Consider the following 13528-nt stretch of genomic DNA (forward strand, 5'->3'; position numbering starts at 1 on the left):
AACATGTTCACTCCTCGATGACGCTGAGGACGTTGCCCGACGGGTCGGTGAACCAGGCGATGAGAGGCCCGCCCTGCCGGTTCACACCCCGGTCGTCGGTCATCCCCTCGTACTGCAGGAACACGACACCCTTCGCGGTGAGCTCGTCGACCGCGGCGTCGATGTCCGGCACCGGGAAGTTGAGCACCGTGGAGGCCGCCGGTTCGTGACCCGGACCCTTCGGGTAGACGAGCACCTGGTGGCCCCCGCCGAGCTGCAGGAAGAGCATGCCGTGGTCCTCGGTGACCTCGATCCCCAGGACGTCCTCGTAGAACGCCTTCGCCTCGGGCACGTCGGGCACCGAGTACCCGCTGAACGCCGTCGTCGCATCGACCATGCGGCAAGTGAACCACCGCGGTCCGGCGTCGGTGCGCTCTGCGAGGATGAAGCCGTGAGCGACTCCGGCACGACCGTCGACCAAGCCGTCGAGCGCGCGGTCGAGCTGGCCGCGGGCAGCGACCGCACCGTGCTCGGCATCGCCGGCGCACCGGGTGCCGGCAAGTCCACGCTCGCCCGCCGCATCGTCACCGCCGTCGACGAACGCCTGGGTGCGGGCACGGCGGTGCAGGTCCCGATGGACGGCTTCCACCTGTCGAACGTGGCGCTCGACGCCCTCGGCCGGCACGACCGCAAGGGTGCGGCGGACACCTTCGACGCCGACGGCTACGTCGCACTCGTCCGCCGGCTCGTCGCCGCCGACGAGGACGTGGTGTGGGCACCGGACTTCGACCGCCGCGTGGACGAACCCGTCGCGGGCAGCATCGCGGTACCCCGCGCCACCCGGCTCGTGGTGTCCGAGGGCAACTACCTGCTCGACGACACCGCTCCGTGGTCGGCGCTGCCTGCACTCTTCACCGAGACCTGGTTCTGCGCCGTCGCCGACGACGTCCGGCTCGACCGCCTGGTCGGCCGGCACATGCGGCACGGCCGCGACCACGACGCCGCCCGCGCGTGGGCGGTCCAGGTGGACGGCGTGAACGCCGCGAGGGTCGCGCCCACGGTGATCCGGGCCTCCAGGACGGTGTGGACGTGACCGCCGACCGACGTGACCGTCGACGACCACCAGGCCACCCCGACCACCACGTGACCCGGACCACCACCACGCGACACCGACACGAGGAGCGACCATGACCATCGCCATCACCGGAGCCACCGGCAACATCGGGGGCGCCGTGAGCGCGGCGCTCGCCGCGGACGGCGTGCCGTTCCGGATGCTCGTGCGCGACGCCGCGCGTGCGCCGGAGCTGCCCGGTACCGAGGTCGCGGTCGCGGCCTTCGCCGACGTCGACGCGAGCCGGACGGCGCTCCAGGGCGTCGACGTGCTGCTCATGGTGTCCGCCGCCGAGGCCCAGGACCGCCTCGACCAGCACCGGGCCTTCGTCACCGCGGCGGCCGAGGCCGGCGTGCGGCACGTCGTCTACACGTCGTTCCTCGGCGCGGCTCCCGACGCGACCTTCACGCTCGGACGCGACCACTGGGCGACGGAGCAGGCGATCCGCGAGAGCGGGATGGCGTTCACGTTCCTGCGGGACAGCTTCTACCTGGACTTCGTCGAGGACCTGGTCGGCGAGGACGGCGTGATCCGCGGCCCGGCCGGCGACGGCGCCATGGCGGCGGTCGCCCGGGCCGACGTGGCCCGCGTCGCGACCGCGGTGCTGCACGACCCGGACGCGCACCGCGACCAGACGTACGAGCTGACCGGCCCCGAGGCGATCACCCTGGCCCAGGCGGCCGCGATCGTGTCCGAAGTCCGCGGCCGCACGGTCAGCTACCACCCCGAGACCCTCGACGAGGCGTACGCATCACGTGCGCAGTGGAACCCGGAGCCGTGGCAGGCCGACGCCTGGGTGAGCACCTACACGGCCATCGCCGAGGGTGCGCTCGCCCACGTGTCCGGCGACGTCGAACGCATCACGGGACGCACGCCGATGTCCCTGCGCGAGGTGCTCGCCGCCCGCTGACGCGTGGTGGCCGCGGTGGCTGTGGTGGCCGTGGTGCACTCCGGGTCCGACCGACGGGCCGGGCAGCCCGCAGTGCCACACGGTCCAGGTGATGCCGTTCGCCCGGCGCGGCTGCATCGGCAGGCGTGCGTGCCGGGTGCCGTGGGACAGTGCTCGGCAGCCGCCGGCCAGCGCGGCACGCAGGACCGGGTCGGTGCGGGGCGCGTGGGCCTCGACGACGAGCACACGCAGTCCGTCGGCGATCCTGCGACGGATCTGGTGCGTCGTGAAGACGGGCACGGTGCCCGAGAACCCGCCGTCCGTCAGCACCGGCAGCCCGGTCGCGTCGATCACGGGCGCGGAGATGTGCCACGTGTCCGTCAGGAACAGCGGTTCGTCGTGCCGGTACCCCTCCAGGCGTCGCGCGGTCGCGACGAGCCGACTGAGGGCACGCGGGTACGGGGTCGATCCGCCCCACGGGTCCGGGCTCGACACGTGGAACACGTCCGGGGTGCCGGCCGGGATCGGCCAGCGCGCGGGCCACGGCCCGACGGATGCGTCGACGCCGCTGCCGTCGCGCGTGGCGTCGAGCGCCTGCAGTGAGAACGCGGCCGGTCCGGCGACCAGCGCGAGCCCGGCTGCGAGCGCGATGGTCGTCCGGGAGGCCCGGTGCCAGCCCGGCCCGCGGGTCGCCTCCCAGCGGGGTCGCCAGCACAGCGCCGCCACGCTGGCGACGACGGCAACCGTCGCGACGGTGATCGCGGGCCCGGCGAGCACGCGTGGCATCGCGGTGCCCTGGGCGAGGAACACCACCCAGCCGAGCTGCGCCACGGCGAGGACGGCGGGGAGCGCCCGGAGTGCCCGGGACTGCGCCCGGACCAGGCCGACCGCACCGCGCCACCCGAGGGCCGCGAGCAGGGCGAGCTGGACGCCGATCGCCGCGACGTAGGCGGTGTGCGGCACCGCGGCCACCGACAGCACGAGCGCCGCGGTACCGAGCCAGACGACCAGGACGGCCAGGGTGGCGGCTCCGGCACGGGTGTCGAACGCGTGCCCGAAGGGGGTGCCGGCGGTGTCGTGGGCTGTGCGTGTCGACGCCGGCGTGATCCTCCGCGCTCGCCGTCGGACCAGCACCACGGCCGCGACCACCACGCCGAACACCGCCGCGGGCAGGAGCCAGGCCACCTGCGACGCCAGGTGCGGTTCGAGCAGCTTGCCGAACCCGGCCGCACCACCGCGCCAGGTGTGCGGGCCGAACGGCACCGTGAACGACCGGACGGACCCGGGCACCGCGCCGGGCAGGAACCGGTCGATGCCGTTGTACCCGAACACCATGGCGAGCGGACTGTCGGTCGTCGAGCCGTCCGCCCACGGCCGCGAACCCGACGGCGTGAGCGCCAGCGCGGTCACCCATGACACCGATGCCAGGACCGCGACGATCCCGAGCACTCCGGCTCGGATGACCCGGGTGCCGAAGCGGAAGGGACGGCCGTCGTGCCGGGCCGAGGCCAGCAGCGTGCCGAGCAGCAGCGCCGGCAGGACGAACCAGGCCTGCACCATCTTCGCCTGGAACCCGACGCCGACCGCCAGGCCCGCGGTGACGAGCGGCCACCACCGCCCGGTCAGTGCCGCGTGCTGCCAGCAGAGCAGGGCGACCGCCAGCGCGGCGGTGACCATGCCGTCCTCCATCGGGTGCGCGAACATCGACACGAAGATCGGCGTCGACCCGGCTGCCGCGGCGGCGACGAGGCCCGTCCCGACACCGGCCCAGCGGAGTCCGACCAGGGAGCAGGCCCACAGCGTGACGAGCCCCTCGATGACCTGCGGGAACGCGAGCGCTGCGGTGGAGTGCCCGAACAACCGGAGGCTCAGCGCCTGCGGCACCGCGAAGCCGCTGAGCTTGTCGAGCGTCACCGTCGCCGAGGGGTCGAACGCGCCGGAGAACAGCGCCGGCCACGACTCGGACATCGACCGCGCCGACGCCTGGTAGAAGCCGAAGTCCCCACCACGGCCCAGGTTCCAGGCGAGCAGCACGGTCATGCCGCCCGCGATCACGAGCAGGGTGAGCCGTGCCGCGAGCGGCTGGTCCCGCCACCGGGCGGGTCGTCGGATGTCCACTCTCCGGACCTTGGCCGTCCGGGATGACGATGGGCCGGGACCGTGCCGCCAGCTGGCCGCGAAGCCGGTCCGCGCGCTGAGGGGTCGTGCGGGTGCGGCCCCCGTCGGTCAGCGCCTCGGGGGTCGAGTCGGAGCGGGGTCTCAGCCGGCGCTCGGGTTCGGGGTCAGGACGCCGGGCGGCGGGCGGGCAGGACGGCGGGCGGTTCCGCGCTCAGGAGACCCGTCGCGCGGCGAACGTCCCGACGACACCCAGGGTCAGCACCGCGACGAGCACGACGAGGAGCGGTGCGGTCCAGGTACCCGTCGCACCGTGCAGCGCCCCGGCGAGCAGCGGCCCCGCGGACCCGATCAGGTAGCCGCCGCCCTGCACGAACGCGGACATCCGGCGGGCATCGGCGTCGCTGGAGACGATCCGCACGATGACGATGAAGATCACGGTGATGCCACCGCCCTGGGCCGCGCCGCCGAGCACGGACCACAGCAACCAGAGCTGCGGGGCGAACAGCAGCCCGAGCGGCATCGCCAGCCACAGGGTGCCGACCAGGGCGATGATCGCCGCCGGACGCCACCGGGTCGCGAGCAGCGGGACGCCGAGCGCCCCGACGACGGCCAGGATCTGGAACACCGACGAGCTCGCGCCCGACGACGCCTTCGAGAAGCCGATCTCGTCGTGCAGCAGGGTCGGGATCCACGCGGTGAGGGCGTAGTACGAGAACGCCTGGCCGCCGAACGCCAGCGTCAGGCCCCAGGTGATGAGCCGTCGTGCCGGCCGGATCGGTTCGGCGGCGGCGACCCGTGCGGCCTCGGCGGCGCGCGCGGTGCGGATCGCCCCGGTGTCGAGCACCTGGTCGATCGGACCGGTGATCGGCAGTGGTCCGTCGTGGTCGGACGGCACCGGGCGTCGCCAGGCGGCCCGAGCACCGACCGCGTAGGTCCAGGCAGCGGCGGCGATGAGCGCGAAGACCGCCCAGATCGCGATGGCGACCGGCCAGCCCCACAGGGCCGCCAGGGGAGCGGTGCCGAGCGACGTGATCATCGACCCGACGTTGAGCGCCGACGTGTAGACGCCGGTGACCAGGCCGACGCGCTCCGGCGAGGTGTCCCGCCGGATGACCACCGGGATCACCACGTTGCCGATCGTGATGCCGATGCCGATGACCGCGGTGCCGATCAGCAGCGCCGCCGACGAGGGCATCGAGCGCACGACGGTGCCGGCGAGCACGATGACGAGCGACAGGGACACCGCGCGCTCGGGGTCGGCCTTCGCGATGACCCAGCTGGCGAACGGCGTCGCGAGGGCGAAGCAGAGCACCGGGATCGTCGTCAGCAGCCCGGCGATCGTCGCGGTCAGGCCGAGGTCGGCTCGGACGTCACCGATGACCGGGGCCGTGGCGACGATCGGGCCGCGGAAGTTCAGGGCGATGAGGACGATGGCAGCGGGCAGCAGCCAGGCGGCGCCGCGCAGGCCCCGTCGTGCGACGTCGTTCATGCGGACGGCGTCGCGGACGGCAGCAGGATCGGCAGCAGGTCGAGCGGGGTCGCAGCCGTGGCGATGGTGCCCTCGGCCTCGTCGGGGGAGCCGTAGCCCCACTCGGCGAAGACGACCGGGACGCCGTGCACGGTCGCGCCCTCGACGTCGTGCTTCCGGTCGCCGATCAGCACCGGGCGGCTGGTGTCGAAGCCGTGGGCCTCGAGTCGGCGCAGTGCTTCTTCGACGACGTCGGCCTTGCTCGACCGGACCTCGTCGTCGCTCGCGCCCGTGATGATGTCGATGTCCCCGGTGAGCCCGTAGTGCTCGAGGATGTAGGTCGCCGGGGTCTCCGGCTTGCTCGTCGCCGTCGAGATCGGCAGCCCCGCCTGGTGCAGGGTGCGCAGGACGACGTCGATGTCCGGGAACATCGCGGAGTCGAGCGCCCCGTGCGAGAAGTAGTGCTCGCGGTAGACGGCCAGCGTGCGGTCGGCCAGTTCGTCGTCCATGCCCATCGCGATCCGGAACGTGTCCATGATCGGCGGACCCACGAACGACATCAGGGTGTCGCGGTCCGGCACCGGGACGCCGACGGTGCGGAAGGTGTGCGTCAGGCTCTCGAGGATGCCCGGCGCGGAGTCGCTGATGGTGCCGTCGAGGTCGAACAGGATGGCGGAGAACGGGCTGGTCATGTCCTGCCCACCCTAGCCGGGACGTGGCGGCGACCATCCGGGTTCCGTCGGCAGCGGGGCGGGGGTGCGCCGTGCCTCCAGGCCGGACGGGCCGACGCGGCTCAGAACAGGCGGGTGTGCCCGCCCTCGATGCCGCGCATCGCGTCGTAGTCGAGCACGAGGACGCGGATGCCGCGGTCCTCGGCGAGGGTGCGTGCCTGCGGTGCCACCGTCTGCGCCGCCAGCACGCCCTGCACCGGACGCAGGTGCGGGTCGCGGTTCATGAGCTCGAGGTAGCGGGTGAGCTGCTCCACCGCGTCGATGTTGGCGTTGCGCTTCATCTCGACGGCGACGCTCGTCCCGGCGTCGTCGCGCGCCAGGATGTCGACGGGCCCGATGGCCGTCATGTACTCGCGGCGGACCAGGGTGTGGCCGTCACCGAGGAGCTCGATCTGCTCGGCCAGGAGCTGCTGCAGGTGCGCCTCGACCCCGTCCTTCACCAGGCCCGGGTCGACGCCCAGGTCGTGGGTCTCGTCGGACACGACCTCGTACAGGGAGACGATGAGCTTGTCCTGCGTCTTCTTCTGCGTCACCGTCCACACCTGGGTGATGCCGGCGACCGACTGCTCCTCGTCCGGCTCGGTGATCTCGATCGAGCAGGGCGGGCTCATCCAGTTCAGCGGCTTGTAGCTGCCGCCGTCGGAGTGCACGAGCAGGGAGCCGTCCGCCTTGAGCATGAGCAGGCGGGTCGCGAGCGGCAGGTGGGCTGAGAGCCGGCCCGCGTAGTCGACGGAGCACCGGGCGATGACGAGACGCACCCCGGAAGCCTAACCGGGCGGAGGGCTCGCCGCCGCCGCTGTCTCGTCATCGCTGGTGCGCACGTCGGCCCTTGCGTCGTTCCTTCACGTACTTCGCGCCCAGCCCAGCGCCGATCACGATGACGGGGGTGCCGATGACGAACACGCCCGACGAAGCAGCTGGCAACCAGTTGGCGATCAGCAGGACTGCCACGAGGGCAGCGATGACGATCGTGATGTACAGGAGCCATGACCGCATGCTGTCGTCCTTCCCCGTCCTCGGCTCAGAACGGTGCCGATGACCGGCAACCGACGGTCGAGCCACCCTTGACGTCGTACCACCACAGTTTCCGCCCGCCGCTGCAGATGCCGTGCTGGAACACGTAGGTGGTTGCAACGCTGACGACGACACCGATCACGGCGCAGGCTGCCCAGCCGACGCCCGGGATGAGACAGATGGCGGCACCGACGGCTGCGCCACCACCCGCGGCGAGAGCCTGTTGGTCGACCGTGTTGAACCCGATCGCTGTCTTGATCCCCGAGAAGCGAGCCTCGAGGAACGGCGAGATCGTGCCGGCCGATCCGGTCTCGTCTGCCTCCTCGATGGCCGCCCTGACGTCGGCGGCACTCGGGAGCGTGAGCGTTCCTTCGTCGACGATGTACCGGTACGAGGTGAGGCCGGCTTCGGTGACCGCCTGGCGGCGGACGGACGACGCTTCGAGCTCCTCGAGCCCTTCGAGGAAGACGGCCGGATCGAGTGCTGCGCTGCCGTTCGGAGCCAGTTCGTCGAGATCCGTTGCGGAGAAGAAGGTCGACTCGTCCGGATCAGCTTCCGCTGCGTTGGCGGGGCTGCCGACCAGCGCCGAGGCGCTGATCGCTGCGGCTGCGATCGCGACCAGGGCGATGCGGACGGGGTGGACGGTGCAGAGCTTCATGGGTTCTCCTGTCGAGCGTCGTTGCCGGATGGTGAAACTCTGCACCTGATACTTCACGGCTGCAAGGGGTAATTCCTGTCCAATTCCTCGCCGCGGAGACTCGAACTGTGCAGCACGCACGGATTCACATGCCGGTAACGACGTTGTGCACATGTACCGCAATCCCATGCCGCCCTACCGTGGCTGACACCCCGATCGGCCCACGCCGACACCCCTCCCCGAGGAGCCACGATGGCCAGCGAGACCGCAGTGTCAGCACCACGAACCCCCCGTTCCGAGTCGGTCGCCGTCGACGACTACTCGCTCAGCCGGGTCCCGATGTCCGCACGCTACGGCTGGTTCCAGGTCGCCGTGCAGCGCTTCGGGCAGATCTCGGCCCTGTCCCAGTTCCTGCTCGGTGCGACGCTCGGTTTCGGCATGAGCTTCTGGGACGCCTTCTGGGCGATCACCCTGGGCGCCGTGATCCTGGAGATCGTCTCGGTGCTCGTCGGCGTCATCGGCGTCAAGGAGGGCCTGAACACCTCGGTCATCGCCCGCTGGACCGGGTTCGGCAAGGCCGGCTCGGCGCTGGTCGGACTGGCGATCGGGCTGAGCCTGATCGGCTGGTTCGGCATCCAGTCGGGCGTCTCGGCTGCCGGGCTCGTCTCGATCCTGCCGATCCTGCCCGCCTGGGCGTGGTCGCTCGTGTTCGGGCTGCTCGTCACCGCCATCGTGCTGCGCGGGTTCCACTCGATGCAGTGGCTGGCGAACGTGACCGTGCCGCTGTTCCTGGTGCTCGTCGGCTGGGCGGTCATCGTCGAGCTGAGCCGGCACTCGATCGCCGAGCTCGCCGCGCGTGCCCCGGCCGGTCCGGAGCTGAGCTTCGTGGCCGGCACCACCCTGGTGGCCGGCGGGTTCATCGTCGGTGCGGTGATCACGCCGGACATGACCCGCTTCAACCGGTCGGTCGGCGACGTCGTGAAGCAGACGCTGCTCGGCGTGACCCTCGGCGAGTACGTCATCGGCCTGGCCGGTGTCCTGCTCGCCCACGCCGTCGGCTCCGCGGACATCACCCGTGTGATCACGTCGAGCGTCGGCTGGGTCGGCATCCTCGTGATCCTGCTCGGCACGTTCAAGATCAACGACTGGAACATCTACAGCTCGAGCCTCGGCGTCACGAACTTCATCGACGCGGTGTTCGGCAAGCAGGTGAACCGCGGGCTCGTGACGCTCGTGATGGGCGTCGTCGGCTCGGTGCTCGCCGCGGTCGGGTTCCTCGGGGCCCTGACGCCGTTCCTGTCCGTGCTCGGGGTCGTCTTCCCGCCGATCGCCGGGATCATGGTGGCGGAGTACTTCGTCGTGAAGCGCTGGCGCCGTGAGCTGAGCGACGCCGAGAACATCCCGGCGACCTCGCCCACCTGGGTGCCGGCCACCCTGGTCATCTGGGCGGTCGCCTCGCTCATCGGGTACTTCGTCGCCGTCGGGATCCCGTCGATCAACTCCGTGGTCATCGCCTTCGTGCTCTACGTGGTCGCCGGCAAGGCCGGGCTGATCCGCGGTGTCGGTGTGAGTCGGACCGAGGCTGCGCCCGCCGCACCGGCCGCCCCCGCCGCCTGACCCGGGCGGTCCCCGAACGGCCGGTCGCGTCGCCGCACCCCTGATCCGCGCGACGGCGCGGCCGGTCCCCACCAACCAGCAACACCCCTCGCGAAGACCCCGCACCCGCACCACCGCACCCGCACCACCGAAGGGAACCCCCATGCGCATCGGCATCGACGTCGGCGGCACCAACACGGACGCCGTCCTGATGGACGGCAGCACCGTCCGTGCGGCGGTCAAGCGGTCCACCACCCCCGACGTCACCTCGGGCATCGTCGCCGCGCTCGACGGCCTGCGCGAACAGCACGCCTTCGGCCCCACGGACATCGACGGCGTGATGATCGGCACCACCCACTTCATCAACGCCCTGGTCGAGGCACGTGGCCTCGCCCCGACCGCCGCGGTCCGCCTGGGCCTGCCGGCGACGGCCTCGCTGCCGCCGTTCACGGACTGGCCCGCGCACCTGGTGTCGGCCGTGCACGCGCAGCCGTTCCTGGCCCACGGCGGCCACGAGTTCGACGGCCGGGTCATCTCGGAGCTCGACCCCGAGGAACTCAAGCGGCACGCCGGTGCCATCGCGGCCGCGGGCATCCGGTCCGTCGCGATCTCGTCGGTGTTCTCGCCGATCAACGACGAGTTCGAGCAGCGCGCGCAGGAGATCATGGCCACCGAGCTCGGGCCCGACGTGGCGTTCTCGCTGTCGTCCGAGATCGGTCGCATCGGGCTGCTCGAGCGCGAGAACGCGACGATCATCAACGCGGCGCTCCGCGAGCTCGCCGACCGGATCGTCGACGGGCTGTCCGGGTCCGTCACGGGCAGCGGCATCGACGCACCGCTCTTCCTGAGCCAGAACGACGGCACGCTGATGGACGTCGAGTACGCCCGTCGCTACCCGGTCGCGACGTTCGCCTCGGGCCCGACCAACTCGATGCGCGGCGCCGCGGTGCTGTCCGGCTTCGACACCTGCGCGGTCGTCGACGTCGGCGGCACGACGAGCGACGTCGGCGTCCTGACCGCGGGCTTCCCGCGCGAGGCCACCGGCGAGGTCGCCGTCGCCGGCATCCGCACGAACTTCCGGATGCCGGACGTCCTGTCCGTCGGCATCGGCGGCGGCTCCCGCATCCGCGAGGACGGCAGCGTCGTCGGGCCGGACTCCGTCGGGTACCGCCTGACCGAGGAGGGCCTGGTCTTCGGCGGCACCACCCTGACCGCGACCGACGTGGCCGTCCGCGGTGGTCGTGGCGCGATCGGGGACCCGTCGCTCGTCGCCGGGGTGCCGGCCGAGGTCGCCGCCCGCGCGCTCGACGTCATCGCGGAGCGCGTCGCCGACATCGTGGAGCGGATGCGCACCTCGTCCGACCCGCTGCCCGTCGTGGCGGTCGGTGGCGGTTCGGTACTGCTGCCGGACACCCTGCCCGGACTCGGGACCGTGCACCGCCCGGAGCACTACTCGGTCGCCAACGCCATCGGTGCGGCGATCGCGCAGGTCAGCGGCGAGGTCGACAAGGTCTACGCGATCAGCGACGGCCGACGGTCCGCCGTGGTCGACGAGGCGCGGCAAGAGGCCGTCGACCGCGCCATCGCGGCCGGCGCCGACCCCGGCTCGGTGGACATCGTCGACTTCGACGAGGTCCCGATCCCGTACCTGCCGGGCAACGCGACGCGGATCCGCGCCAAGGCCGTGGGCGACCTGGCGCTCGGGGCGCTGGTCCGATGAGCGCCACGACCACAGCACCCCACCTCACCGCCATCGGCGCCGACTGCTCCGCCCTCGCCCGCGGCGCCGCGATCCTCGGCACCGGCGGCGGCGGTGACCCCTACATCGGCCGCCTGCTCGCCGAGGCCGCCGTCCGCACCCACGGCCCGGTCGAGATCGTCCAGGTCGAGGACCTGCCCGACGACGCCGTGGTGCTCTCCGTCGCGATGATCGGTGCGCCCACCGTGATGGTCGAGAAGCTGCCGTCCGCCGGCCAGTTCGCCGAGGCCATCCGCAGCCTGTCGGCGTTCCTCAACGTGACTCCGACCCACCTGGCCTGCATCGAGGTCGGCGGCGTGAACTCGACGACGCCGATCGTCGCCGCTGCCGAGCTCGGCCTGCCCCTGGTCGACGGCGACGGCATGGGCCGTGCGTTCCCCGAGGTGCAGATGGTGTTGCCGACCCTGTCCGGGGTCAGCGCGACACCGATGGCCCTGGCGGACGAGAAGGGCAACACGGTCGTCTTCGACACGGTCGACAACCGGTGGGCGGAACGGCTCGCCCGCACGGCGACGGTCGAGATGGGCTGCTCCGCGATCACGGCGCAGTACGCCATGTCCGGCGCGCAGGTGAAGGAGTCGTTCGTCCGCGGCAGCCTGTCGCTGAGCGTCCGGCTGGGCGAGACGCTGGTCCGCGCCCGCAGCGAGAACGCCGACCCCGTCACGGCGGTCACCGAGGTGCTCGGCGGCACGGTCGTGTTCCAGGGCAAGGTCGCCGACATCGAGCGCAAGACCGTCACCGGGTTCGCCCGTGGCACGGCCCGCATCGCCGGTTCCGGCAGCGACACCGGCCTGGAGGCGGTGCTCCGGTTCCAGAACGAGCACCTGCTGGTCGAGGTGGCCGGCCAGGTCCGCACCACGGCTCCCGACCTCATCATCACCCTGGACGCCGAGACCGGCGAACCGATCACCACCGAGGCCCTGCGGTTCGGCGCCCGCATCCGGATCGTCACCGCACCGGCCGACGAGCGCTGGCACTCCCCGGACGGTCTGCGCCTGGCCGGCCCGCGGTACTTCGGCTACGACACCCCCGCGGTCCGCCACGACGGCACCACGAGCCCCGGCGAGAGCAAGGAGGAAGCGCGATGAGCTGGATCCTCGACGTCGACGACCTGCCCGACCTGGCCCGCGGCGCCGCGCTGCTCGGCACCGGCGGCGGAGGCGACCCCACCATCGGGATGCTCCTGGTCCGTGCCGCGATCGAACAGCACGGCCCCGTCACGATCCTCGACCCGTCCGAGGTCCCCGACGACGCCCTCGTCATCCCCACCGCGCAGATGGGCGCACCGACGGTGGTGCTCGAACGCATCCCCGCCGGACCGGAACCCCTCGGTGCCCTCCGTCGGCTCGAAGCCCACCTGGGCCGGACGGCGACCGCGACGATGCCCATCGAGTGCGGTGGCATCAACTCGATGATCCCGCTGCTCGTCGGCGCCACCGGTGGCCTGCCCGTGGTCGACGCGGACGGCATGGGCCGCGCGTTCCCCGAGCTGCAGATGGAGACGTTCTCGGTCTACGGGGTCCCAGGCAGTCCACTGGCGATCAGCGACGAGAACGGTCACGGCGTCATCATCGAGACCGGCACGGACAACAAGAAGATGGAGTGGCTCGCCCGCGGGGTCACCATCCGGCTCGGCGGCGTCGCCTACATCGCCGAGTACGCCATGTCCGGCCGCCAGGTGAAGGAGACCGCCGTCCCGCGCACGCTCTCCCTGGCACTCGCCGTCGGTCGGGCCATCCGGGTCGCCCGTGAAGCCCACCGCGACCCCATCGACGCGCTCGCCGAGGCCCTCGGCACGACGATCTACACGCACCTGCGCGAGCTGTTCGACGGCAAGGTCGTCGACGTCGAGCGCCGCACGGTCGACGGGTTCGCTCGCGGGCGCGCCACCGTGCAGGGGACCGACGGCTCCGAGCTCGAACTCCGGTTCCAGAACGAGAACCTGGTCGCCCGGCGGGACGGGCAGCTCGTCGCCGTCGTGCCCGACCTGATCTGCGTCCTCGACGCCGAGACCGCCGAGCCGATCACCACCGAGCGCCTGCGGTTCGGGCAGCGCGTCCGGGTGATCGGCATCTCGACCCCCGACCTGATGCGGACCCCGGAGGCGCTCGCCGTGTTCGGGCCGTCGTGCTTCGGGCTCGACGAGCCGTTCGTCCCGGTCGAGGACCTGCACGAGCACGTCCGCCCGGCCGCCCCGGCGGTCGGCTGACCGACGGCCGCACGCCG

Annotated in this window: 12 protein-coding genes and 1 pseudogene; 6 read left to right on the plus strand and 7 right to left on the minus strand. The window is 72.2% G+C overall.

Annotated features, from left to right (window positions below):
- Positions 1-7: 7 nt before the first annotated feature.
- Positions 8-376: a VOC family protein gene (locus MXD64_RS00300; protein WP_263136918.1), complete on the minus strand. Its 369-nt coding sequence runs from the start codon at positions 374-376 to the stop codon at positions 8-10.
- 54 nt (positions 377-430) lie between these two features.
- Between MXD64_RS00300 and MXD64_RS00305 the strand changes: the two genes are divergently transcribed.
- Together MXD64_RS00305 and MXD64_RS00310 are read left to right on the plus strand one after the other, a co-directional pair.
- Positions 431-1072: a nucleoside/nucleotide kinase family protein gene (locus MXD64_RS00305; protein ID WP_159556072.1), complete on the plus strand. Its 642-nt coding sequence runs from the start codon at positions 431-433 to the stop codon at positions 1070-1072.
- A gap of 94 nt (positions 1073-1166) precedes the next feature.
- On the plus strand, positions 1167-2000 hold the full coding sequence (locus MXD64_RS00310; RefSeq protein ID WP_262160819.1) for an SDR family oxidoreductase: 834 nt from the start codon (positions 1167-1169) through the stop codon (positions 1998-2000).
- Positions 2001-3401: 1401 nt separating this feature from the next.
- On the opposite strand, the pseudogene MXD64_RS00315 reads toward MXD64_RS00310, so the two are convergent.
- From MXD64_RS00315 to MXD64_RS00340, 6 genes and pseudogenes are all read right to left on the minus strand, one after another.
- Positions 3402-4019: pseudogene (locus MXD64_RS00315) on the minus strand (ArnT family glycosyltransferase); the annotation flags it as partial.
- 289 nt (positions 4020-4308) lie between these two features.
- Positions 4309-5586, minus strand: coding sequence for an MFS transporter (locus MXD64_RS00320; protein WP_042538012.1), 1278 nt, complete (start codon positions 5584-5586; stop codon positions 4309-4311).
- Positions 5583-6257: an HAD hydrolase-like protein gene (locus MXD64_RS00325; protein ID WP_042538010.1), complete on the minus strand. Its 675-nt coding sequence runs from the start codon at positions 6255-6257 to the stop codon at positions 5583-5585. Before MXD64_RS00325 ends, MXD64_RS00320 begins: the two co-directional genes overlap by 4 nt.
- Positions 6258-6358: 101 nt before the next feature.
- Positions 6359-7054 (minus strand): endonuclease NucS, encoded by a 696-nt coding sequence (nucS, locus tag MXD64_RS00330; RefSeq protein WP_263136920.1) that lies wholly within the window; start codon positions 7052-7054, stop codon positions 6359-6361.
- Between the two features lie 46 nt (positions 7055-7100).
- The gene (locus tag MXD64_RS00335; protein WP_071249931.1) at positions 7101-7292 is read right to left on the minus strand and encodes a hypothetical protein; all 192 of its coding nucleotides are present in this window, start codon (positions 7290-7292) and stop codon (positions 7101-7103) included.
- 25 nt (positions 7293-7317) lie between these two features.
- Positions 7318-7968: a hypothetical protein gene (locus MXD64_RS00340; protein WP_140448652.1), complete on the minus strand. Its 651-nt coding sequence runs from the start codon at positions 7966-7968 to the stop codon at positions 7318-7320.
- Positions 7969-8199: 231 nt separating this feature from the next.
- Here MXD64_RS00340 and MXD64_RS00345 point away from each other — a divergent pair, with 231 nt between their 5' ends.
- The 4 genes from MXD64_RS00345 (at position 8200) to MXD64_RS00360 (ending at position 13511) form a co-directional block, all read left to right on the plus strand.
- Positions 8200-9564 (plus strand): purine-cytosine permease family protein, encoded by a 1365-nt coding sequence (locus MXD64_RS00345; RefSeq protein WP_042538008.1) that lies wholly within the window; start codon positions 8200-8202, stop codon positions 9562-9564.
- Between the two features lie 142 nt (positions 9565-9706).
- Entirely contained in the window at positions 9707-11263 is a 1557-nt protein-coding gene (locus MXD64_RS00350) for a hydantoinase/oxoprolinase N-terminal domain-containing protein (RefSeq protein WP_194589882.1), read from the plus strand.
- Complete coding sequence (locus tag MXD64_RS00355; protein WP_263136921.1) at positions 11260-12390, plus strand: DUF917 domain-containing protein; 1131 nt, start codon at positions 11260-11262, stop codon at positions 12388-12390. The genes MXD64_RS00350 and MXD64_RS00355 overlap by 4 nt, the downstream gene beginning before the upstream one ends.
- Positions 12387-13511 carry a DUF917 domain-containing protein gene (locus MXD64_RS00360; protein WP_071249921.1) on the plus strand — a complete coding sequence of 375 codons (1125 nt, stop codon included), beginning with the start codon at positions 12387-12389 and terminating at the stop codon, positions 13509-13511. The genes MXD64_RS00355 and MXD64_RS00360 overlap by 4 nt, the downstream gene beginning before the upstream one ends.
- Positions 13512-13528: the final 17 nt, after the last annotated feature.

It is taken from the genome of Curtobacterium sp. Arg-1, from assembly GCF_025643395.1.
Lineage (GTDB): Bacteria > Actinomycetota > Actinomycetes > Actinomycetales > Microbacteriaceae > Curtobacterium > Curtobacterium poinsettiae.

Bases quoted from the DNA above. Each gene is read 5' to 3' on its own strand.
- MXD64_RS00300 (WP_263136918.1), bottom strand. From the start codon at position 376: ATGGTCGATGCGACGACGGCGTTCAGCGGGTACTCGGTGCCCGACGTG.
- MXD64_RS00310 (WP_262160819.1), top strand. From the start codon at position 1,167: ATGACCATCGCCATCACCGGAGCCACCGGCAACATCGGGGGCGCCGTG.
- MXD64_RS00320 (WP_042538012.1), bottom strand. From the start codon at position 5,586: ATGAACGACGTCGCACGACGGGGCCTGCGCGGCGCCGCCTGGCTGCTG.
- MXD64_RS00325 (WP_042538010.1), bottom strand. From the start codon at position 6,257: ATGACCAGCCCGTTCTCCGCCATCCTGTTCGACCTCGACGGCACCATC.
- MXD64_RS00335 (WP_071249931.1), bottom strand. From the start codon at position 7,292: ATGCGGTCATGGCTCCTGTACATCACGATCGTCATCGCTGCCCTCGTG.
- MXD64_RS00340 (WP_140448652.1), bottom strand. From the start codon at position 7,968: ATGAAGCTCTGCACCGTCCACCCCGTCCGCATCGCCCTGGTCGCGATC.
- MXD64_RS00345 (WP_042538008.1), top strand. From the start codon at position 8,200: ATGGCCAGCGAGACCGCAGTGTCAGCACCACGAACCCCCCGTTCCGAG.
- MXD64_RS00350 (WP_194589882.1), top strand. From the start codon at position 9,707: ATGCGCATCGGCATCGACGTCGGCGGCACCAACACGGACGCCGTCCTG.
- MXD64_RS00355 (WP_263136921.1), top strand. From the start codon at position 11,260: ATGAGCGCCACGACCACAGCACCCCACCTCACCGCCATCGGCGCCGAC.
- MXD64_RS00360 (WP_071249921.1), top strand. From the start codon at position 12,387: ATGAGCTGGATCCTCGACGTCGACGACCTGCCCGACCTGGCCCGCGGC.